Here is a 24,313-nt window from a genome sequence, read left to right on the forward strand (position 1 = left end):
ATGTCCACCGAGTTCGTTCCTCTTTCGGCCGCTCAGCGGAGCGTCTGGTACGCGCAGCAGCTGGCGCCGGAAACGCCGATTCACATCGCGCAGTACATCGAGATCGAGGGGCCGGTCGACCACGCTCTGTTCGACCGGGTGGCGCGGATCGCCGCGCACGAGTCGCCGGCGATGAACGCGCGGCTCGCCGGAGGGGACGGGGTCCCGCGGCAGATCCTCGACCCGGACGCGAGCGTGTCGATCCCGCTCGTGGACCTGTCCGGCGAGCCCGACCCGGACGCCGCCGCGCGCGCGTGGATGCGCGAGCGGATGTCGGCGCCGCTGCCCCTCGACGGCGACCGGCTGTTCCTCACGGCGCTGCTGCGGCTCGGGCCCGACCTGCACCGCTGGTTCCTGCGCGCCCACCACACGATCCTGGACGCCTACAGCGGCCTGCTGATCAGCCGCCGCGCCGCCGAGGTCTACACGCTGCTCGCGAACGGCGGCGAGTACGTCCCGGCGGAGGTGGGCGACTACCGGGCGCTCCTCGCCGCCGAGGAGGACTACCGGGCGTCGGAGCGGTTCGAGCGGGACCGCGCCTACTGGACGGACCGGTTCGCCGACCGCCCGGTCGCGGTGTCGCTGTCGGACGAGATGGCCGAGCCGACCACCGACTACCTCAGCCTGATCGGCGCCGTCCCGCCGGAGGAGGCGGCCGGCCTGGCGGCGGGCGCCCGCCGGCTGCGCACCGCGACGCAGGGCCTCGCGATCGCCGCGACGGCCGCGTACGTGGCGCGGATGACCGGCGCCGAGGACGTCATCCTGGGCCTCGCGGTGTCCGGCCGCACCTCGCAGGCGGCCCTGGACACCCCGGCCATGCTGTCGACGGTCCTGCCGCTGCGCGTCACCGTCCGGCCGGGCATGACGGTGGAGGAGCTGGTCCGCACGGTGACGCGGGCGAGCGCGCGGGCGCTGCGCCACCAGCGCTACCGGCGCGAGGACCTGCTGCGCGACCTGAAGCTGCTCGGCGAGCGCCGCCGGCTGTACGGGCCCGTCATCAACATCATGGCGTTCGACTACCGGTTCGACTTCGGGGGCCTGCCGGCGCGGCCCCACGCCATCACGACGGGGCCGATCGACGACCTGTCGATCAACATCTACGACAACTCCGACGGCGCCGGGATGCGCGTCGACTTCGAGGCGCACCCCGACCTCTACACCGAGGACCAGGTCGCCACGCACTTGGACCGTTACGTCCGGTTCCTGCGGGCGCTGGGCGACGCCGACCCGTCCACGCCGCTCCGCGACGTGGACCTGCTGGACGACGCCGAGCGCGCCCGGGTCCTGGACGAGTGGAACGACACGGCGGCGCCGGTCGGGCCGGCCGTCCTCCCCGAGCTGTTCGAGGCGCAGGCCGCCCGCACCCCCGGCGCGCCCGCCGTCACGCACGGCGGGGCCACGCTCACCTACCGGGAGCTGGACGAGCGCGCCAGCCGCCTCGCCCGCCACCTGATCGGACGCGGCGTCGGCGCGGAGGACTTCGTCGCGCTGGCCCTGCCGCGCGACGAGAACCTCGTCGTCGCGGCCCTCGCCGTGCTGAAGGCGGGCGCCGCGTACCTGCCGGTCGACCCGGCATACCCGGCCGACCGCATCGCGTTCATGCTGGAGGACGCCGCCCCCGCCTGCGTCGTCACGACGTCCGGCGCCGACCTGCCGGGCGCCGTGCCGCGCGTCCTGCTGGACGGCCTCGACCTGTCCGGCGAGTCCGCCGAGGCGCCCGCCGACGGGGACCGCGTCCGCCCGCTCCGTCCCGGCAACGCGGCCTACGCCATCTACACCTCGGGTTCGACGGGACGCCCCAAGGGCGTCGTCGTATCGCACGCCGGCGCCGCCGACCTGTGCGCGTGGGCGAAGCGGGACTTCGGCGCCGGGCGCCTCGCCCGCGTCCTGTTCTCCACGTCCCTCAACTTCGACGTGTCGGTGTTCGAGTGGCTGGCCCCGCTGACGGCCGGCGGCCACATCGAGGTCGTCCGCGACCTGCTGGACGTGGCGGAGCGCGGCGGCTGGCACGGCACGCTCGTCTCCGGCGTCCCGTCCGCGATGTCGGCCCTCCTGGCCGCGGGCCCCCTCGACCTGAAGGCGAACGACATCGTCCTCGCGGGCGAGGCCCTGCCGGCCCGGCTCGTCCATGACCTGCGCGCCCTCGTCCCGGACGCGCGCGTCTCCAACATCTACGGCCCGACCGAGGCGACCGTCTACGCGACGGCCTGGTCCGACGACGGCAACACCGCCGGCCACGCGCCGATCGGCGGCCCGATCGCCAACACCCGCGCGTACGTGCTGGACGCGGCGCTCAAGCCCGTCCCCGCGGGCGTCCCCGGCGAGCTGTACCTCGCGGGCGACGGCCTGGCGCGCGGCTACCTGCGCCGCCCCGGGCTGAGCGCCGAACGGTTCGTCGCCTGCCCCTACGGCGGGCCCGGCGAGCGGATGTACCGGACGGGCGACCTCGTCCGCTGGAACGACGGCGGGCAGATCGAGTACCTCGGCCGCCTCGACCACCAGGTGAAGGTCCGCGGCTTCCGGATCGAGCTGGGCGAGATCGAGACCGCGCTCTCCGCCCACCCGGCCGTGACGCAGAGCGTCGTCGTGGCGCGCCGGGACGCCGCGGGCGACACCGTCCTCGCCGGCTACGTCGTCGGCGACGGCGTCGACGCCGCGGAGCTGAGGCGGTCCGTCGCGGCGGTCCTGCCCGAGTACATGGTCCCGGCGGGGATCGTCGTCCTCGACGAGATGCCGCTGAACCCGAACGGCAAGCTCGACCGGGCCGCGCTGCCCGCGCCCGGCCCCGCCGCGCCCGCCGCCGGCCGCGCGCCCCGCGACGCCCGCGAGGAGGCGCTGTGCGCGGTGTTCGCCGAGGTCCTCGGCGTGGCGCGGGTCGGGATCGACGACAACTTCTTCGACCTCGGCGGCGACTCGCTGAAGGCGACCCGCGTGGTGGCCCGCGCCCGCGCGGCGCTGAACGCGGAGCTGGCCGTCCGGGCGCTGTTCGACGCCCCGACCGTCGCCGCGCTGGCCGCCGCCATCGGGGACGCGGCCGGGGAGGCCGGGCCGAAGCTGGTCCCGGCGGAGCGGACCGGCCTCGTCCCGGTCTCGTACGCGCAGCGGCGCCTCTGGTTCATCCACGACCTCGAAGGCCCCAACGCGACCTACCACATCCCGATCCCGCTGCGGCTGACCGGTTCGCTCGACCTGGCCGCGGTCCGCGCCGCGATGCGCGACATGATGACGCGGCACGAGGCGCTCCGCACGGTGTTCGTGCCGGTCGAGGGCGAGCCGTACCAGCGCGTCCTCGCCCCGGACGAGCTCGGCGCCGAGCCGGAGGTCATCGCCTGCGGCCCGGACGGGCTCCGGGACGCGGTGTTCGAGGCCGCGACCCGCGGGTTCGACCTGGCCGCCGAGCCGCCCGTCCGCGCGCACGTCCTCCGCGTCGCCGAGGACGACCACCTGCTCCTGCTGGTGATGCACCACATCGCCGGGGACGGCTGGTCGATGGAGCCCCTGGCGACCGACCTCATCACCGCCTACGCCGCCCGCGCCGCCGGGGACGAGCCGCAGTGGGCGCCGCTGCCCGTCCAGTACGCCGACTACGCGATCTGGCAGCGCGAGGTCCTCGGCGACGAGGACGACCCCGGCAGCGTCATGAGCCGGCAGCTCGCGCACTGGCGGGAGGCCCTCGCCGGCCTCCCCGAGGAGCTGGCGCTGCCGGCGGACCGGCCGCGCCCGCCGCGCGCCACCTACCGGGGCGCCCAGCACGCGTTCACGCTGCCGCCCGGCCTGCACGCCGCGCTCACCGCGCTCGGCCGCGACCACCGCGCCAGCCTGTTCATGGTGCTGCAGGCCGCGCTCGCCGGGCTGTTCACCCGCCTCGGCGCGGGGACGGACGTGCCGATCGGCTCGCCGGTCGCGGGCCGCGGCGACGAGGCCGTGCACGACCTCGTCGGCGTGTTCGTGAACACGCTCGTGCTGCGCACCGACACCTCCGGCGACCCGTCGTTCGCCGAGCTGCTCGGCCGGGTCCGCGAGGCCGACCTCGCCGCGTTCGCCCACCAGGACGTCCCGTTCGAGCGGCTCGTCGAGGTGCTGAACCCGCAGCGGTCGATGGCCAGGCACCCGCTGTTCCAGGCGATGATCTCGATCCAGAGCAACCCGTCCGCGCGGGTCGCGCTGCCCGGCCTGACGGTCGCGCTGGAGCCGGTCGACCCGGGCGTGTCCCGCTTCGACCTGGCGCTGCTGGTCGAGGAGGCGCAGGACGCGGCCGGCGCCCCCGCCGGGATCGGCTGCCGGCTGGAGTACGCGCTCGACCTGTTCGACCCGGAGACCGCCGCGTCGATGGCGGCCCGGCTGGAGCGGCTGCTCGCCCAGGTCGCCGCCGACCCGTCCCTGCCGCTCAGCGCCGTCGATCTGCTGGACGGCGCCGAACGCGACACCCTGCTGAACCGGTGGAACGACACCGCCCTGCCGGTCGTGCCCGCCGTCGTCCCCGACCTGGTCGAGGCGCAGGCCGCCCGCACCCCGGACGCGACCGCCGTCGTGGCCGGCGGGGACCGGGTCACCTACGCCGAGCTGAACGCCCGCGCGAACCGCCTCGCCCGGCACCTCGTCGCGCGCGGCGTCGGCGCCGAGGACTTCGTCGCCCTCGCCCTGCCGCGCGACGCCCGCCTCGTGGTCGCGGCGCTGGCCGTGCTGAAGGCGGGCGCCGGGTACCTGCCCGTCGACCTGGCGTACCCGGCCGACCGCATCGCCTACATGCTGGAGGACGCCGCCCCCGCCTGCGTCATCACGACGTCGGGCGCGGCGCTGCCCGGCGGGACGCCCCGCGTCGATCTCGACGCGCTCTCCCTCGGAGGGCTGCCCGCAGGCGACCTCGCCGACGCCGAACGCGTCCGGCCGCTGCGTCCCGGGAACCCGGCGTACATCATCTACACGTCCGGCTCGACGGGCCGCCCCAAGGGCGTCGTGATCTCCCACGCCAACGTCGTGGACTTCTGCGCCGAGTCGATGGCGAGCTACGGCCCCGCCCGGATGCGGCGCGTCCTGTTCTCCACGTCGCTGAACTTCGACGTGTCGGTGTTCGAGTGGCTGGTGCCGCTCACCGCCGGCGGCGAGATCGAGGTCGTCCGCGACCTCCTGGAGGTCGCCGAGCGCGGCGGCTGGTCCGGGACGATGATCAGCGGCGTCCCGTCGGCGGTGGCGGTGCTGCTGTCGCGCGGCGGGGCCCGCCGGGACGCCGCCGGCGGGGCGTCCCCCCAGTTCCGGCTGGAGGCGGGGGACGTGGCGCTCGGCGGGGAGGCGCTGCCGCCGCAGCTCGTCCAGGACGTCCGGGCGCTGCTGCCGGACGCCCGCATCTCCAACATCTACGGGCCGACCGAGGCGACGGTCTTCGTCACCGGCTGGTACGACGACGGCAACACCGCGGGCCTCGCCCCGATCGGCCGCCCGATGGCCAACACCCGCGCCTACGTGCTGGACGGGCGGCTCCAGCCCGTCCCCGTCGGCGTGCCGGGCGAGCTGTACCTCGCGGGCGACGGCCTCGCGCGCGGCTACCTGCGCCGCCCCGCCCTGTCGGCGGACCGGTTCGTCGCCTGCCCGTTCGGCGGTCCGGGCGAGCGGATGTACCGGACGGGCGACCTCGTCCGGTGGAACCGCGGCGGCCACATCGAGTACCTCGGCCGCCTCGACCACCAGGTGAAGGTCCGCGGCTTCCGGATCGAGCTGGGCGAGATCGAGACCGCGCTCTCCGCGCACCCGGCGGTCGCGCAGAGCGTCGTCGTGGCGCGCCGCGACGCGGTCGGCGACAACGTCCTCGCCGGGTACGTCGTGGGGGACGTCGAGCCGGCGGAGCTGCGCGCCTTCGTCGCCGGGACGCTGCCGGACTACATGGTGCCGTCCGCGATCGTCGTGCTGGACGCGATGCCGCTCCACCCGAACGGCAAGCTCGACCGGTCCGCGCTGCCCGAGCCCGACTTCGCCGCGGACCTCACCGCGCGCGGCCCGCGCGACGCCCGCGAGGAGATCCTCTGCGGGATCTTCGCCGACGTCCTCGGCCTGGACCGGGTCGGCGTCGACGACGGGTTCTTCGACCACGGCGGCGACTCGCTGAAGGCGACCCGCGTGGTGGCCCGCGCCCGCGCCGCGCTGGACGTCGAGCTGCCCGTCCGGGCGCTGTTCGAGACCCCGACCGTCGCGGGCCTGGCCGGGCACATCGCGTCCGCCGCCGGCGCGGCGCGCCCCGCGCTGCGGCCGGCGGAGCGGCCCGTCCCGCTGCCCGTCTCCCACGCGCAGGAGCGGCTCTGGTTCCTGAACCGGCTCGAAGGGCTCACCGCCACCTACAACATGCCGATCCCGCTGCGGCTCACCGGCGCGGTCGACCACGACGCGATGCGGGACGCGCTCCGCGACGTCGTGGCCCGGCACGAGCCGCTGCGGACCCTGTTCGCCGACGCCGACGGCGAGCCGCACCAGGTGATCCTGCCGCCGGACGAGGCGGAGCCGCTGCTCACGGCCGCCGAGCCGGACGACCTGCGCGGCGCCCTGTTCATGGACGCCACGCGCGGCTTCGACCTGGCGCGCGAGCTGCCCCTCCGCGCGCACCTCTACCGGACGGGCCGCGACGCGTCGGACGGGGACGGGCCGGACGGGGACGAGCACCTCCTCCTCATCGTCCTGCACCACATCGCCGGCGACGGCTGGTCGATGGCGCCGCTCGCCCGCGACGTCATCACCGCCTACCTGGCCCGCCGCGAGGGCCGCGCCCCCGAGTGGGCGCCGCTCGCCGTGCAGTACGCCGACTACGCGCTCTGGCAGCGCGACCTGCTCGGCGGCGAGCGCGACCCGGGCAGCCTCGCCGCCCGCCAGATCGCCTACTGGCGGGACGCCCTCGCCGGCCTCCCCGACCAGATCCGGCTGCCGCACGACCGGCCGCGCCCCGAGCGCGCCTCCTACCGGGGCGGCCAGGTCGGCTTCGAGGTCCCGGCGGAACTGGCCGGCGGGCTGCGCGCCCTCGCCCGCGACCACCAGGTCAGCGTGTTCATGGTGCTGCAGGCCGCGCTCGCCGCGCTGCTCACCCGGCTCGGCGGCGGCACGGACGTGCCGATCGGCTCGCCCATCGCGGGCCGCACCGACGAGGCCCTCGACGACCTCGTCGGCGTCTTCGTCAACACGCTCGTGCTGCGGACCGACACGTCCGGCGACCCGTCCTTCGCGGAGCTGCTCGCCCGCGTCCGGGAGACCGACCTCGCCGCGTACGCGCACCAGGACGTCCCGTTCGAGCGGCTCGTCGAGGTGCTCAACCCGGTCCGGTCGCTGGCGCGGCACCCGCTGTTCCAGGTCATGCTGACGCTCCAGAACAACCCGGAGGCGTCGGTCGAGCTGCCCGGCCTGCACGTCGCCGTCGAGCCGGTGGACGCCGGGGTCGCCAAGTTCGACCTGGAGTTCCTGCTGGAGGACGCCCGCGACGGCTCCGGCGCGCTCGCCGGGACCCTGGAGTACGCGCTCGACCTGTTCGACCGCGGCACCGCCGAGCGGCTCGCCGACTGGTTCCGGCGGACCCTGGAGGCCGCCGTCGCGTCCGGCGCCGCCGTCACCGTCGAGGGCCTCGACCTGCCCGGCGCCACCGCCGCCGAGGGGATCGCCGGGGACGCCGCCGAGGCCGTCGACGGGCCGGCGGAGAAGCGGCTCGTCGCCTACGTCGTCGCCGCGCCCGGCCAGACCCTCGACCCGGAGGAGCTGCGCGCCCACATCCGGGAGAGCCTCCCGGAGTCGATGGTGCCCGCCGCCGTCGTCGTCCTGGACGAGATGCCGCTCACCCCGAACGGCAAGGTCGACGTCAAGGCGCTGCCGAAGCCGCGACTGGCGATCGCCCCCGCGACCGCGTACCGGGCCCCGTCCGGGCCGGCCGAGGAGGCCGTCGCCGCCGTCTTCGCCGAGCTGCTCGGCGCGGACCGGATCGGCGCCGACGACGACTTCTTCGCGCTCGGCGGCAACTCGCTCATCGCGATGCGGGTGGTCAGCCGCGTCCGCCGCGCGCTGGACGTCGAGCTGCCCGTCCGGGCGCTGTTCGAGGCGCCGACCGTCGCGGGCCTCGCCGCGCTCCTCGGCGGCGGCGGGCGGCCGCCCCGGCCGGCGCTGGAGCCGCGCGAGCGGCCGGACGTGGTCCCGCCGTCCTACGCGCAGCAGCGGCACTGGTTCCTCAACCGGTTCGAGGGGCCGAACGCGACCTACAACATGCCGGCCGCGCTGCGCATCCGCGGCGCGCTGGACGTGGACGCGGTCCGCGCCGCCGTCGGCGACCTGGTGGAGCGGCACGAGACGCTCCGCACGGTCCTGCCGGACAGCGGGGGAGTGCCGCGCCAGCTCGTCCTGGACCCGGCCGCCGCACGCCCCGAGCTGGAGGTCGCCGAGACGACCGAGGCGGAGCTGCCGACGCGGCTCGCCATGGCCGCCGGGTACGCCTTCGACATCTCCGCCGAGCCGCCGCTGCGCACGCACCTGTTCCGCGTCGGGCCGGAGGAGCACGTCGCGCTGCTGCTCATGCACCACGTGGGCGGCGACGGCTGGTCGATGGCGCCGCTCGCCCGCGACTTCATCACCGCCTACGCGGCGCGGGCGGGGGGCGCGGCGCCGGGGTGGGCTCCGCTGCCGGTCCAGTACGCCGATTACACGTTGTGGCAGCGGGAGCTGTTCGGTTCGGAGGACGATCCCGAGAGCCTGATCTCGCAGCAGATCGCCTACTGGCGGGACGCTCTGGCCGGGCTGCCGGAGGAGCTGGAGCTCCCCGCCGACCGGCCCCGCCCGGCGGAGGCGTCCTACCGGGGCGGGACGGAGCGGTTCCGGCTCGGCGCCGACCTCCGGGCGGCCCTCCTGGGCCTCGCCCGCGAGACCGGCGCGAGCCCGTTCATGGTCGCCCAGGCCGCGTTCGCCGCGCTGCTCACCCGGCTCGGCGGCGGGACGGACGTGCCGATCGGCTCGCCCATCGCGGGCCGCACCGACGAGGCCCTCGACGACCTCGTCGGCATGTTCGTGAACATGCTCGTCTTCCGGACCGACACGTCCGGGAACCCGTCGTTCCGCGAGCTGGTCGGCCGGGTGCGGGAGACCGACCTCGCCGCGTACGCGCACCAGGACGTCCCGTTCGAGCGGCTCGTCGAGGTGCTGAACCCGCCGCGCCACCTGGCCCGGCACCCGCTGTTCCAGGTCGGGCTGACGTTCCAGAACAACCCCGAGGCCCGGCTGGAGATGCCCGGGTTCAGCGCCGAGCCGGAGCCGCTGACCGCCGGGGTGTCCCGGTTCGACCTGCTGATGATCCTCACCGAGCGGGCGGACGGGCTCGACGGCGAACTGGAGTACGCGCTCGACCTCTACGACCCGGCGACCGCGCGGCGGCTCGTGGAGCGGTTCGAATGGCACCTGTCCGCGCTGCTCGCCGACCCGGACGCGCCCATCGGCGGCGCGGAGGTCCTGTCGGCGGAGGAGCGGTCGCTGATCCTCGGCGAGTGGGCCGGCGGCCCCGCGTCCCGGACGGCCGCCCCCGTGGAGCGGGCCACGATCCCGGCGCTGTTCGAGGCGCAGGCGGCGGCCCGGCCGGACGCGCCCGCCGTGACGTTCGAGGGCGTGTCGTGGACGTACGCGGAGGTCAACGCGAAGGCGAACCGCCTGGCGCGCCGGCTCGCGGAGCGGGGTGTGGGGCCGGAGCAGTTCGTGGCGCTGGCGCTGCCGCGCTCGGCCGATCTCGTGGTGGCGGTCCTGGCGGTCCTCAAGGCGGGTGCCGCGTATGTGCCGATCGACCCGGACTACCCGGAAGACCGCATCGCCTACATGGTCGAGGACGCCAAGCCCGTCCTGACCCTCGGCCCGGACGACCTGGACGCCTCCGGCTACGACGACGCCGACCTCGGTGTCGCGATCTCGCCCGACCACCCCGCGTACGTCATCTACACGTCGGGTTCGACGGGTCGGCCCAAGGGCGTGGTGGTTCCGCATCAGAACGTGGTGCGGCTGCTGCGCTCGACCGAGCAGTGGTTCGGTTTCGGGTCAGACGACGTGTGGACGCTGTTCCACTCCTACGCGTTCGACTTCACCGTGTGGGAGCTGTGGGGCTCGCTGCTCTACGGCGGCCGCCTGGTCGTCGTCCCGTACCTGACGTCGCGGTCGCCGGAGGAGTTCCTGGCGCTGCTGGCGGCGGAGCGGGTGACCGTCCTGAACCAGACGCCGTCTGCGTTCTACCAGCTCATGGCGGCCGACAGGGACAACCCGGGCACGGACCTGGCGCTGCGCTACATCGTGTTCGGCGGCGAGGCCCTGGAACTGGGGCGGCTTGAGGACTGGTACTCCCGGCATCCCGAGGACGCGCCGACGCTCGTCAACATGTACGGGATCACCGAGACGACCGTCCACGTCTCCCACATCGCCCTCGATCGCGCCTACGCGGCGACGGCGCCCGGCAGCGTCATCGGCGTCGGCATCCCCGACCTGCGCCTCTACGTCCTGGACGACCGCCTCCAGCCGGTCGCTCCCTGCGTGGCGGGCGAGCTGTACGTGTCCGGGGCGGGCCTGGCGCGGGGCTACCTGAACCGTCCGGGCCTGTCCGCCGAGCGGTTCGTCGCCGACCCGCACGGCGCGCCCGGCGCCCGCATGTACCGGACGGGCGACCTCGGCCGCCGGCGCCGCGACGGCGCCCTCGAATACCTGGGCCGCAGCGACCAGCAGGTGCAGCTGCGCGGCTTCCGCATCGAGCCGGGCGAGATCGAGTCGGTCCTCGCCCGCCACGACGCGGTCTCCGACGTCGCCGTGGTCGTCCGCGACGACCGCCTCGTCGCCTACGTCGCCCACGTCGCCGGGTCCGGCGCCGACTCGTCCGAGCTGCGCCGGTTCGCCGCCCGGGACCTGCCCGACCACATGGTCCCGGCCGTGGTCGTCGAGCTGGACGCGCTGCCGCTCACCGTCAACGGCAAGCTCGACCGCACGGCGCTGCCCGCGCCCGGCTTCGCCGCGAAGGTGTCGTCGCGCGCGCCCGGCACCGCCGAGGAGGAGACCCTCGCCCGGCTGTTCGCCGAGGTGCTCGGCCTGGAGCGCGTGGGCGTCGACGACGGGTTCTTCGACCTCGGCGGCGACTCGATCATCGCGATCCAGCTCGTCTCCCGCGCCCGCCAGTCCGGCCTCGTCATCACGCCGCGGGACGTGTTCCAGCACCAGACCGTCGAGGAGCTGGCCGCGACCGCGCAGCCGGTCGGCGAGGGCGAGGAGACCGAGGCGGAGCCGCCCGGCGCCGGGATCGGCCCCGTCCCCGTCACCCCGATCGTCGCGTGGCTGCGCGACCGGGTGGCCGGCGACGCCGCGCTGATCGGCGGCTTCCACCAGTCGATGCTGCTGCGCACGCCGCCGGACCTCGGCGCCGAGCGGCTGGCCGCCGCGTTCCAGACCCTGCTCGACCACCACGACGTCCTCCGCCTCCGGCTGGACGGCTGGCAGCCCGTCGTCCGGCCGCGCGGGGCGTGCGACGCGGCCGGGCTCGTCACCCGCGTCGACGTCGCCGGGCTGGACGCCGACAAGCTCCAGTCCGTCGTCACCGAGCAGGCGGCCGCCGCCCGCGAACGCCTCGACCCGTCCGCCGGGACGGTCGCGCAGCTCGTCTGGTTCGACGCCGGCCGGGAGCAGGGCCGCCTCCTCGCCGTCCTGCACCACCTGGTAGTGGACGGCGTGTCCTGGCGGATCCTGCTCCCCGACCTGGTCACCGCGTGGGCCGGGGGAGAGCTCGACCCGGTGCCGACGTCGTTCCGCCGCTGGGCGCAGAAGCTCACCACGTCCGAGCGGGACGAGGAGGAACTGGAGGACTGGCTCGACATCGTCGACGGCCCTCCGCAGAACCTCGCGAAGCGCCCGCTCGACCCGCGCGTGGACATCGCGGCCCGCGCCCGCTCGGTCACCCTCGACCTGCCCGCCGACGTCACCGGGCCGCTGCTCACCGACGTCCCCGCCTCGTTCCACGGGCGGGCGAACGACGTGCTGCTCACCGGCCTCGCCCTCGCCGTCGCCCAGTGGCGGCGGCACCGCGGCGGGCGCGGCACCGGCGTCCTCGTCGACATCGAGGGCCACGGCCGCGAGGACGTCGTGCTTGGAGCCGACGTCTCCCGCACCGCCGGGTGGTTCACCTCGATCCACCCCGTCCGGCTGGACGCGGGCGGCGCGGCCGGCGGCGCGGCGCTGAAGACGGTGAAGGAGCAGCTCCGGGCCGTGCCGGACGGCGGCATCGGCTACGGGCTGCTGCGCCACGGCGGCGGCGCCGCCGCCGAGGAGCTGGCCGCGGTGCCGGCCGCGCAGATCGCCTTCAACTACCTCGGCCGGGTCGCGGCCGGGGACGAGGGCGGCGACTGGACGCTCGCGTCCGAGGAACTCCCCGCAGGCGAGGACCCGGCGATGCCGATGGCGCACGTCCTGGAGATCAACGCCGTCACCCGGGACCTGCCCGGCGGGCCCGTGCTGTCGGCGACCTGGACGTGGCCGGGCGGCCTGCTGGACGCCGCCGACGTCCGGGAGCTGGCCGAGGGCTGGTTCAGCGCGCTGCGCGCCCTCGCCGCGGACGCCGCCGCCGGGGACGCCGCCGGGTTCACCCCGTCCGACCTGCTCGTCGACCTGGACCAGAGCGAGATCGACAAGCTGCAGACCGCGTGGAGGCACAGATCGTGAACCGGGGGGACCTCGAGGACATCCTGCCGCTGTCGCCCTTGCAGCAGGGCTTCTTCTTCCACGCCCTCTTCGACGCGGGCGACGGCGACGTCTACACGGCCCAGTTCGTCCTCGACCTGGAGGGGCCCCTGGACGTCGCGGCGCTGCGCACCGCCGCGGAGACGCTGCTGCGCCGGCACGCCAACCTGCGCGCCGCGTTCTGGCACGAGGACCTGTCGCGGCCCGTCCAGGTGGTCCCGCGCACGGTCGCGACGCCGTGGGAGGAGGTCACCGCGTCGGGGGCCGACGCGGACGCCGTCGTCGCGCGGGAACGGGCCCGCGGCTTCGACATGACCGCGCCGCCGCTGCTGCGGTTCGTCCTCGTCCGGATGGGGCCCGAGCGGTTCCGGCTGGTCTTCACCAACCACCACATCCTGCTGGACGGCTGGTCCACGCCGATCCTCGCGACCGAGCTGTTCCTGCTCTACATGCAGGGCGGCCACGACACGGGGATGCCGCGCGTCACCCCGTACAAGAACTACCTGGCCTGGCTCGCCCGGCAGGACCGCGCGGCCGCCGAGGAGGCGTGGCGCCGCGCCCTCGACGGCGTGGCCGAGCCCAGCCTCGTCGCGCCCGAGGCCGCCGCCCGCGCCCCGGAGCCCCCGGAGCGCGCCGCCGTCGAACTCGACGAGCGGACCACCCGCCGCCTCGGCCGCGCGGCGCGCCGCCACGGCGTCACGCTGAGCACCGTCCTCCAGGGCGCCTGGGGGCTCGTCCTCGGCCGCCTCCTCGGCACGAACGACGTGGTCTTCGGCGCGACCGTGTCCGGCCGCCCGCCCGAGCTGCCCGGCATCGAGCAGATGATCGGGCTGTTCATCAACACGCTGCCGATCCGCGTCCGGTACCGGCCGGACGAGTCGCTCGGCTCCCTCCTGGAACGCCTCCAGGAGGAGCAGACCGAACTCCTCGCCCACCACCACCTGGGACTCACCGACATCCAGCGCGTGACCGGCCACGGCGGCGCGCTGTTCGACACGATGACGGTGCTGGAGAACTACCCGTTCGACCCGTCCTCGATGGACGGGTCCCTCAACGGCGTCCGCATCGCCGCCGCCGACTCCTACGACGCGACCCACTTCCCCCTGTCGTTCGTCGCCGCGCCCGGCGAGCGGCTGTCGCTCCGCCTGCACTACCGCCCGGACGTCTACGAGCACGCGGTCGTCGAGGCGCTCCTCGCCCGCGTCCGCCGCTTCCTGGAGGCGTTCGCCGAGGACTCGGGCCGCCTGATCGGCGCCGTCGCCCTGCCCGCCGCCGATGAGCGCTCGGCCCTCGCGGCCTGGAACGACACCGCCGCCGCGGCGCCGTCCGGCACCCTCCCGGCCCTCTTCGAGGCCCAGGCCGCCCGCACCCCGTCCGAGGTGGCTCTCGCCTGCGGGGACGCGACGCTCACGTACGCGGAGCTGAACGAGCGCGCCAACCGCCTCGCCCACGAGCTGATCGCCCGGGGCATCGGCCCCGAGGACCGCGTGGCGCTCGTCCTGCCGCGCACTCCGGCGATCGTCGCGGCGATCCTGGGCGTCCTCAAGGCGGGCGCGGCGTACGTCCCGATCGACCCGGAGTACCCGTCCGACCGCATCGCCTTCATGCTGTCCGACGCCCGTCCGGCCCTGACCGTCACCGCGGGCGACTTCCCGGACGCGGCGGGACGCCCGGCGCACGACCCGTCGGACGGCGAGCGGGTCCGGAGCCTGCGGGCCGGGAACGCCGCCTACGTCATCTACACGTCCGGGTCCACGGGGCGGCCCAAGGGCGTGACCGTCCCGCACGCGGGCGTGCTCAACTACTTCGAGGCGCACCGGGACGCGTTCATCGATCCGGCGGCCGAGGCCGCCGGCGGGCGGCGGATGCGGTTCGCGCACCTGGCGTCGTTCTCGTTCGACACGTCGTGGATGGGCCTGCTGTGGATGATGCACGGCCACGAGCTGCACCTCATCGACGACGACACGCGCCGCGACGTCGAGGCGTACACCGGCTACGTGGCGCGCGCGCAGATCGACCTGGTGAACACGACCCCGTCGCATTTCACCTCGCTCCGCGAAGCGGGCCTGCTGGACGACGACGGGCGGCACCTGCCGACGCAGCTGCTCCTCGGCGGCGAGGCCGTCGGCGAGAGCCTGTGGGCCGAGCTCCGCGCGATCCCCGGCCTCACCGCCCGCAACTTCTACGGGCCCACCGAGTCGACCATCGACACGATGAACCAGGTGGTCGCGCGCAGCGAGCACCCGTCGGTCGGCGGCCCCCACCGCAACACCCGGTCCTACGTGCTGGACACCGCGCTCCAGCCCGTCCCCGCGGGCGTCCCCGGCGAGCTGTACCTGGCGGGCGCGCAGCTCGCGCGCGGGTACCTCGGCAGGCCCGGCCTGACCGCCGAGCGGTTCGTCGCCGACCCGTTCGGCGCGCCCGGCGACCGCATGTACCGCACCGGCGACCTGGCGCGGTGGCGGCCGGACGGCACGATCGAGTACGTCGGCCGCGCCGACGACCAGGTCAAGATCCGCGGGTTCCGGGTGGAGCCCGGCGAGATCGAGAACGTCCTCGCCGGGTGCGCGGGCGTCGCGCAGGCCGCCGTGGTCGTCCGCGAGGACCGGCCCGGCGACAAGCGCCTCGCCGCGTACCTGGTGGGCCCGGACGTCGACGTCGCGGCCGTCCGCCGGTACGCGGCCGGGCGGCTGCCCGACTACATGGTCCCGGCGCTCACCGTCCTGGACGCGCTGCCGCTGACCGTGAACGGCAAGCTGGACCGGTCCGCGCTGCCCGCGCCCGACGCCGGCGCCGCCGCGAGCCGCGCGCCGCGCACCCCGCAGGAGGAGATCCTGTGCGGGCTGTTCGCGGAGATCCTCGGCGTGCCGAGGGTGGGCGTCGACGACGGGTTCTTCGACCTCGGCGGCGACTCGCTCACCGCGACGCGGCTCGTCGGCAAGGTCCGGTCCGCGCTGGGTGCGGAGCTGCCCGTCCGGGCGCTGTTCGAGGCGCCGACCGTCGCGGGCCTCGCCGAACGCCTCGCGGACGCGGCCGGCGACGTGCGCCCGCCGCTGGTGCGGGCCGAGCGCCCGGACGTCGTGCCGCTGTCGTACGCGCAGCAGCGGCTCTGGTTCCTCAACCGGTTCGAGGGCGCGCCGGCGACGTTCAACATGCCGATCGCGCTGCGCCTGAACGGCTCCCTCGACCTGGCCGCGCTGCGCGAGGCGCTCGCCGACGTGGTGGCGCGGCACGAGTCGCTCCGCACGATCTTCCCGGACGGGTCCGGCACCGCCCGCCAGCTCGTCCTCGAACCGGCCGCCGCCCGGCCGAGGCTGGCGGTCGACGCGACCGGCGAGGCGGGCCTGCCGACGGCGCTGGCCGCCGAGGTCGGGCGCGGCTTCGACCTGTCGGTGGAGCCGCCCCTGCGCGCCCGCCTGTTCACGCTCGGCGACGGCGTCCACGTGCTGATGCTCGTCCTGCACCACATCGCGGCGGACGGCTGGTCGATGGCGCCGCTCGCCCGCGACGTGATCACCGCCTACGCGGCGCGGGCCGGGGGCGCGGCGCCGGGGTGGGCTCCGCTGCCGGTCCAGTACGCCGATTACACGTTGTGGCAGCGGGAGCTGTTCGGTTCGGAGGACGATCCCGAGAGCCTGATCTCGCAGCAGGTCGCCTACTGGCGGGACGCTCTGGCCGGGCTGCCGGAGGAACTGTCGCTCCCCACCGACCGGCCGCGCCCGGCGGAGGCGTCCTACCGGGGCGGAACGCACACGTTCGAGCTCGACGCCGAGTTGCACGCAGGGCTCCTGGCGCTCGCCCGCGAGAGCGGCGCGAGCCTGTTCATGGTCATGCAGGCCGCCTACGCCGCGCTGCTCACCCGGCTCGGGGCGGGCACGGACGTGCCGATCGGCTCGCCCATCGCGGGCCGCACCGACGAGGCCCTCGACGACCTCGTCGGCATGTTCGTGAACATGCTGGTCCTGCGGACCGACACCTCGGGGGAGCCGTCCTTCCGCGAGCTGATCGCCCGGGTGAAGGAGTCCGACCTCGCCGCGTACGCGCACCAGGACCTGCCGTTCGAGCGGCTCGTCGAGGTGCTCAACCCGGCGCGGTCGATGGCCCGGCACCCGCTGTTCCAGGTCGTCCTGTCGTTCCAGAACAACCCGGAGGCCCGGCTGGAGCTGGACGGCCTCACCGGCGGCGCGGAACCCCTGGTCGCGGGCGTCGCCAAGTACGACCTGTCCCTCTACCTGGAGGAACGGCACGGCGACGGCGGCGCGCCCGGCGGCATCGAGGCCGGGCTGGAGTACGCCCTCGACCTCTTCGACGCCGCCACCGCCGTGTCCGTCGCCGACCGCTTCGAGCGCCTCGTCCGCGCACTGGTCGCCGACCCCGGCGCGCCCATCACCGCCGCCGAGATCCTCGACCGGAGCGAGCGCCGCACGCTGCTGCGCCGCTGGGCCGGAGGCGAGAGCGCCGGCGAGGCCGAGCGGACGACGATCCCGGCGCTGTTCGAGGCGCAGGCGGCGGCGCGGCCGGACGCGCCCGCCGTGACGTTCGAGGGCGTGTCGTGGACGTACGCGGAGGTCAACGCGAAGGCGAACCGCCTGGCGCGCCGGCTCGCGGAGCGGGGTGTGGGGCCGGAGCAGTTCGTGGCGCTGGCGCTGCCGCGCTCGGCGGACCTCGTGGTGGCGGTCCTGGCGGTGTTGAAGACGGGCGCGGCATATGTGCCGATCGATCCGGACTATCCGGAAGACCGCATCGCCTACATGGTCGAGGACGCCAAGCCCGTCCTGACCCTCGGCCCGGACGACCTGGACGCTACCGGGCAGCCCAGTACGAACCTTGATGTCGCCATCCACCCGGACCACCCGGCCTACGTCATCTACACGTCGGGTTCGACGGGTCGGCCCAAGGGCGTGGTGGTTCCGCACCAGAACGTGGTGCGGCTGCTGCGCTCGACCGAGCAGTGGTTCGGTTTCGGGCCGGACGACGTGTGGACGCTGTTCCACTCCTACGCGTTCGATTTCTCGGTCTGGGAGCTGTGGGGGCCGCTGCTCTACGGCGGCCGTCTCATCGTCGTCCCGTACCTGACGTCCCGTTCGCCGGAGGACTTCCTCAAGCTTCTGGAAGCCGAGAAGGTCACGGTCCTCAACCAGACCCCGTCGGCGTTCTACCAGCTCATGGCCGCCGACAGGGACAACCCGGGCACGGACCTGGCGCTCCGCTACATCGTGTTCGGCGGCGAGGCCCTCGACCTGGGACGCCTTGAGGACTGGTACTCCCGGCATCCCGAGGACGCGCCGACGCTCGTCAACATGTACGGGATCACCGAGACGACCGTCCACGTCTCCCACATCGCCCTCGACCGCGTCCACGCCGCCACCGCCCCGGGCAGCGTCATCGGCGTCGGCATCCCCGACCTGCGCGTCTACGTCCTCGACGGACGCCTCCAGCCCGTCCCGCCGGGCGTGGCGGGCGAGCTGTACGTGTCCGGGGCGGGCCTGGCGCGGGGTTACCTGAACCGCCCCGGCCTGTCCGCCGAGCGGTTCGTCGCCGACCCGCACGGCGCGCCCGGCGCCCGCATGTACCGGACGGGCGACCTCGGCCGCCGGCGCCGCGACGGCGCCCTCGAATACCTGGGCCGCGCCGACCAGCAGGTGCAGCTGCGCGGCTTCCGCATCGAGCCGGGCGAGATCCAGGGCGTCCTGACCAGGCACGAAGCCGTCAAGGACGCCGCCGTCATCGTCCGGGACGGCCGCCTCGTCGCCTACGTCGTCGCGGCCGGCGCCGCCCCCGCCGACCCGGCCGACCTGCGCCGGTTCGCCGGGCGGTCGCTGCCCGACTACATGGTCCCGGCGGCCGTCGTCGAGCTGGCCGCGATCCCGCTGACGTCCAACGGCAAGCTCGACCGCACGGCCCTGCCCGCGCCCGGCTTCGCCGCGAAGGCGTCGTCGCGCGCGCCGCGCACCGCCGAGGAGGAGACCCTCGCCCGGCTGTTCGCCGAAGTGCTCGGCCTGGAGCGGGCCGGGATCGACGACGGGTTCTTCGACCTCGGCGGCGACTCGATCATCGCGATCCAGCTCGTCTCCCGCGCCCGCCAGTCCGGCCTCGTCATCACGCCCCGCGAGGTGTTCCAGCACCAGACCGTCGAGGAGCTGGCCGCCGCCGCCAGGCCGGTCGGCGAGGGCGAGCGGGTCGAGGCCGAGGCGCCCGGCGCGGGCATCGGCCGCGTCCCCGCGACGCCGATCATGCGCTGGTACCGGGAGCTGGCCGGGCCCGTCGCCGGCTACAGCCAGCGGATGCTGCTCCAGGTGCCGCCGGACCTCGGCGTCGGCGCCCTGACCGGGGCGCTCCAGACCGTCCTCGACCACCACGACATGCTCCGCCTCCGCGCGGACGGCGACGAGTTCGAGGTCGGCGAGCCCGGCACGGTCGACGCCGCGCCCCTCGTCCGCCGCGTGGACGTGGCGGGCCTGGACGCCGGCGCCCTCCGCGCCGTCCTCGCCGGGGAGGCGGAGGCCGCCCGCCGCCGCCTCGACCCGTCCGCCGCGACGATGGCGCAGCTCGTCTGGTTCGACGCCGGGCCCGCCGCCTCGGGACGCCTCCTGCTCACCCTCCACCACCTCGCCGTGGACGGGGTGTCCTGGCGGATCCTGCTCCCCGACCTGGTCACCGCGTGGGCCGGGGGAGAGCTCGACCCCGTCCCCACGTCGTTCCGCCGCTGGGCGCAGCGCCTCACCGCCGAGGCGTCCGACCCCGCCCGGACCGCCGAGCTGCCGCTCTGGGAGGACGTCCTCGCCACCCCCGACCCCGTCCTCGGCGCCCGCCCGCTCGACCCGGCCGCCGACACGTTCGGGACGGCGCGGCACCTCACCCTCGACCTGCCCGCCGACGTGACCGAGCCGCTCCTCACCGCCGTCCCGGCCGCGTTCCACGGGCGCGTCAACGACGTCCTGCTCACCGGCCTCGCCCTCGCCGTCGCCGAATGGCGGCGCGAGCGCGGCACGTCCGACGAGACGGCCGTCCTCATCGACCTCGAAGGGCACGGCCGCGAGGAGATCGTCCCCGGCGTCGACCTGTCCCGCACCGCCGGCTGGTTCACCTCCATCCACCCGGTCCGCGTCGACGCGGGCTGGGTGGAGCCGGCCGACGTCCGCGAGGGCGGCCAGGCCGTCGGGACGGCGCTCAAGCGGGTCAAGGAGCAGCTCCGCGAGATCCCCGACAACGGCATCGGCTACGGGCTGCTCCGCCACCTCGCCCCCGCGTCCGGCGCGGCCCTCACCGCCCGCCCGCAGATCGCGTTCAACTACCTCGGCCGCTCCGCCGCGCCCGAGGCCACCGACTGGGGGCCCGCGGACCAGGCCGACGGCGCCGCGCTCGGCGCCGGGCAGGACCCCGCGCTCGGCCTCGTCCACGCCGTCGAGGTCAACGCGCACACCCGCGACCTGCCGGGCGGCCCCGAGCTGTCCGCGACGTGGACGTGGGCCGGGGACCTGTTCGACGCCGCCGCCGTCGAGGACCTCGCCGCCCGCTGGTACGCGGCGCTGCGCGGCCTCGTCGCGCACGTCGCCGGCGGCGCCGCCGCGGGGCCCGTCGGCGGGTTCACCCCGTCCGACCTGTCCCTCGTGGACGTCAGCCAGGACGAGATCGACGAGCTCGCCGCCGAGCTCGACGGCGAATGGGAGCTGGATTGAGCAAGTCGCAGCTTGAGGACATCCTCCCGCTGTCCCCGTTGCAGCAGGGGCTGTTCTTCCACGCCCTCTACGACTCGGGCCGCGACGTCTACACCGCGCAGGTCGTGTTCGACCTGCGCGGCCCCCTCGACGTGGACGCGCTCAAGGCCGCCGCCGCGACCCTCCTGCGCCGGCACGCGAACCTGCGGGCCGGGTTCCGGCAGCGCAAGGAGGGCTCGGCGGTCCAGGTCGTGCACCGCACGGTCCGGCTGCCGTGGCGGGACGAGGACCTCTCCGCCCTGCCCGAGCCCGAACGCGAGGCGAGGGCGCGCGAACTGGCCGCCGCCGAACGCGCCCGGCCCTTCGACATGACGAAGCCGCCGCTGCTGCGGTACACGCTCATCAAGCTCGCCGACGGCCTGCACCGCATGGTGTTCACCAACCACCACATCCTGCTGGACGGCTGGTCCACGCCCGTCCTGCAGACCGAGCTGTTCGCGCTGTACCTCGCCAAGGGCGACGACACCGGGATGCCGCGGGTCACGCCGTACAAGAACTACCTGGCGTGGCTCGCCGCCCAGGACCGCCCCGCCGCCGAGGACGCCTGGCGCCGCTCCCTCGACGGCGTCCACGAACCCACCCTCGTCGCGCCGGGCGCGCCCGAGCCCGGCGCCGACACCCCCGGACGCGTCCGGACCCGCCTCACCGAGGAGCTCACCTCCGCGCTCGGCGCGCGCGCCCGCGCCCAGGGCGTCACCCTCAACACCGTCCTGCAACTCGCCTGGGGGACGCTGCTCAGCCGCCTCACCGGCTCCACCGACGTCGTGTTCGGCGCCGCCGTGTCCGGCCGCCCGCCGGAACTCGCCGGCGTCGAGCAGATGATCGGCCTGTTCATCAACACGCTGCCGATCCGCGTCCGCGTCCGCCCCGCCGACACCGTCGCCGTGGCCCTCACCCGGCTCCAGGACGAGCAGGCCGCGCTGATGCCGCACCACCACCTCGGCCTGTCCGACATCCAGCGGCTGACCGGCGCCGGGACGCTGTTCGACACGATGACCGTCCTGGAGAACTACCCGTTCGACCCCGACGCCGCCGGTACCGACCTCGGCGGCCTCACCCTCCACGGCGTCGACGGCCACGACGCCTCGCACTACCCGCTGACGTTCGCCGCCGTCCCCGGCCGCGGCCTGTCGCTCCGCATCGACCACCGCACCGACCTCTGCACCGCCGCCGAGGCGCGCCGCCTGATGCGCCGCCTCGTCCGCGTCCTCGAAGCGATCGCCCACCGCCCGGACCTGCCGCTCGGCCGCATCGCCGTCCTGGACGACGACGAGCGCGCCCTCGTCCTCGGGACGTGGCAGGGCCCGCGGGCCGGCCACCGCCCGGACACCCTCACCGGCCGCTTCGCCGGGCAGCTCGCCGCGAACCCCGGCGCGACCGCCCTCCGCGCGGCGGGGGAGTCGCTCACGTACGCCGAACTGGACGCGCGGGCGAACAGGCTTGCGCACCGGCTCATCGAGTTCGGCGTCGGGCGCGAGACCCCCGTCGCGGTGCTGCTCGAAAGATCCGCCGACACCGTCGTGGTCTCGCTGGCGATCCTCAAGGCCGGCGGAGCCTACGCGCCGATCCACCACGGCTACCCGCCCGAGCGGACGGCCTGGGCGATCGCCGAGGTGGACGCGCCCGTCCTCGTCGTCAACGCGCCGATGCGGGACCGCGTCGCCGCCCTCGGCACGTCCGCCCGCATCCTGGTCGTGGACGACGACCCCGGAGCGGACGCGCTGCCGGACACCGCCCCGGACGTGGAGTGCCACCCCGAGCAGCTCGCCTGCGTGCTGTTCACCTCCGGCTCGACGGGCGTCCCCAAGGGCGTCATGCTGCGGCACCGCGACGCGGTCGACCTCGCCACCGACGGGCGGCTCGGGGGAGGGGCCCACGAGCGGGTCCTCGTCCACTCGCCGCACGCGTTCGACGCGTCGATCTACGAGATCTGGACGCCGCTGCTGCGCGGCGGCACCGCCGTCGTCGCGCCCCCCGGCCACCTGGGCGGCGAGGCGCTCGAAGAGCTCATCGCCGCCGGGGAGCTGACCGGCCTGTTCCTCACCACCACCCTGTTCAACCTGGTCGCCGACGAGCGGCCGCACGCGTTCGCGGGGCTCCGCGAGGTCCTGACCGGCGGGGAGGCGGGATCGCCGAGCGCCATCCGCAAGGTCCTCGCCGCCTGCCCCGGCATCGAGGTCGGCAACGTGTACGGGCCCACCGAGGCCACCACGTACACCACCATCGCGGGGCAGCGGGCGCCGCTCGCCGACCCGTCCGAGACGTCCGCCGTCCTCGGCCGCCCCCTCGACGACGTGCGCGTCTACGTGCTCGACCAGGGGCTGCGGCCCGTCCCGCCCGGCGTGGTCGGCGAGGCGTACATCGCGGGCGCCGGGCTCGGCCGCGGCTACCTGCGGCGGCCCTCGCTCACCGGCGAGCGCTACGTCGCCGACCCGTACGGCGCGCCCGGCGACCGCATGTACCGGACGGGCGACCTCGTCCGGTGGCGGCCGGACGGCGCCCTCGAATACGTCGACCGCGCCGACTTCCAGGTCAAGGTCCGCGGGTTCCGGATCGAGCTGGGCGAGATCGAGGCGGCCGTCGCCGCCCACCCGGCCGCGCAGAACGTCGCCGTCGTCGCCCGCGAGGACGCCCCCGGCGTCAAGACCCTCGTCGCCTACGTCGTCGCCGAATCGATCGGCGGGCTGCGCGAGTTCGTCAGGGACCGGCTGCCCGAGTACATGGTGCCGGCCGCGTTCGTCCGGCTCGACACGTTCCCCACCGGCCCGAACGGCAAGCTCGACCGGCGCGCCCTGCCCGCCCCCGACTACGGCGAGGCCGCCGCCGGACGCGACCCCAGCACGCCCGAGGAGGAGCGGCTCTGCGCGATCGTCGCGGACGTCCTCGGCCTCGACCGCGTCGGCGCCGACGTCAGCTTCTTCGACCTCGGCGGCGACAGCATCGCCGCGCTGAAGCTCGTCACCCGGGCCCGCCTGGCGGGCGTCGAGCTGACGCCCCGCGACGTGTTCACCCACCAGACCGTCGAGGCCCTGACCCGCGCGGGCGAGCCCGAGGACAGGCTCGGCTTCGAGGTCCTGCTCCCGATCCGCGCCGGGGGCGCCCGCCCGCCGGTCTTCTTCGTCCACCCGGCCGGCGGCCTGTCCTGGGGCTACCTCCAGTTCCAGCGGCACCTCGGCCCCGACCAGCCGATCTACGGGCTGCAGGCCCGCGCGTTCACGCAGTCCGAGCTGCCCGGCTCGGTGGAGGAGATGGCCGCGGACTACCTGGAGCAGATCCGGGCCGTCCGGCCGTCCGGCCCCTACCACCTCGCGGGCTGGTCGCTCGGCGGGCTCGTCGCCTACGAGATGGCCGTCCGGCTCCAGGACGCGGGCGAGCGCGTCGGCCTGCTCGCCCTCATCGACGCCTACCACGGCCAGGACCTCGAATCCGAGCGGCGCGAGGTCCTCCCGGAGCTGCTGGAGGCCATCGGCATCGACGCCGGGATGGTCGCCGCGGACGGCAACCCCGACATGGCGCAGATCATGGCCCTGCTCGCCGACCGCGACGACGCCCTCGCCACCCTCGGCGAGGACGACCTCGTCAACGTCTACCGCAACTACGAGAACGGGCTCCGCCAGGCCGAGCGGTACCGGCCGGGACGGTTCCGCGGCGACATCGTGTTCTTCACCGCGCTCCGGGGGCGCACCGGCGACTCGCCCACCGGGCGGTCCAACTGGGGCCCGCTCGTCGAGGGCGAGATCGAGGACTACCCGCTCGACGTCGACCACCACCTCCTCATGGAGCCGGGCCCCGCCGCCGAGATGGGCGCCGTGCTGGCCGCTAAGTTGGACAAACTGCGCAGCAGTCACTGAAAGGGA

General features: G+C 75.3%; 3 protein-coding genes. All 3 read left to right on the top strand.

The genetic code is table 11. The annotated features are described in order from the left end of the window. Genes ACA511_RS23855 through ACA511_RS23865 form a run of 3 tightly spaced genes read left to right on the top strand, consistent with a single transcriptional unit; the run spans position 1 to position 24,307 of the window. Positions 1 to 12,720 carry an amino acid adenylation domain-containing protein gene (locus ACA511_RS23855; RefSeq protein WP_375026793.1) on the top strand — a complete coding sequence of 4,240 codons (12,720 nt, stop codon included), beginning with the start codon at positions 1 to 3 and terminating at the stop codon, positions 12,718 to 12,720. Beyond that, positions 12,717 to 20,417: an amino acid adenylation domain-containing protein gene (locus ACA511_RS23860; RefSeq protein WP_375026794.1), complete on the top strand. Its 7,701-nt coding sequence runs from the start codon at positions 12,717 to 12,719 to the stop codon at positions 20,415 to 20,417. Before ACA511_RS23855 ends, ACA511_RS23860 begins: the two co-directional genes overlap by 4 nt. Next, positions 20,414 to 24,307 (top strand): amino acid adenylation domain-containing protein, encoded by a 3,894-nt coding sequence (locus ACA511_RS23865; RefSeq protein ID WP_375026795.1) that lies wholly within the window; start codon positions 20,414 to 20,416, stop codon positions 24,305 to 24,307. Before ACA511_RS23860 ends, ACA511_RS23865 begins: the two co-directional genes overlap by 4 nt. Positions 24,308 to 24,313: the final 6 nt, after the last annotated feature.

Origin of the sequence: Actinomadura sp. GTD37, assembly GCF_041951365.1 — a bacterium.
Lineage (GTDB): Bacteria > Actinomycetota > Actinomycetes > Streptosporangiales > Streptosporangiaceae > Spirillospora.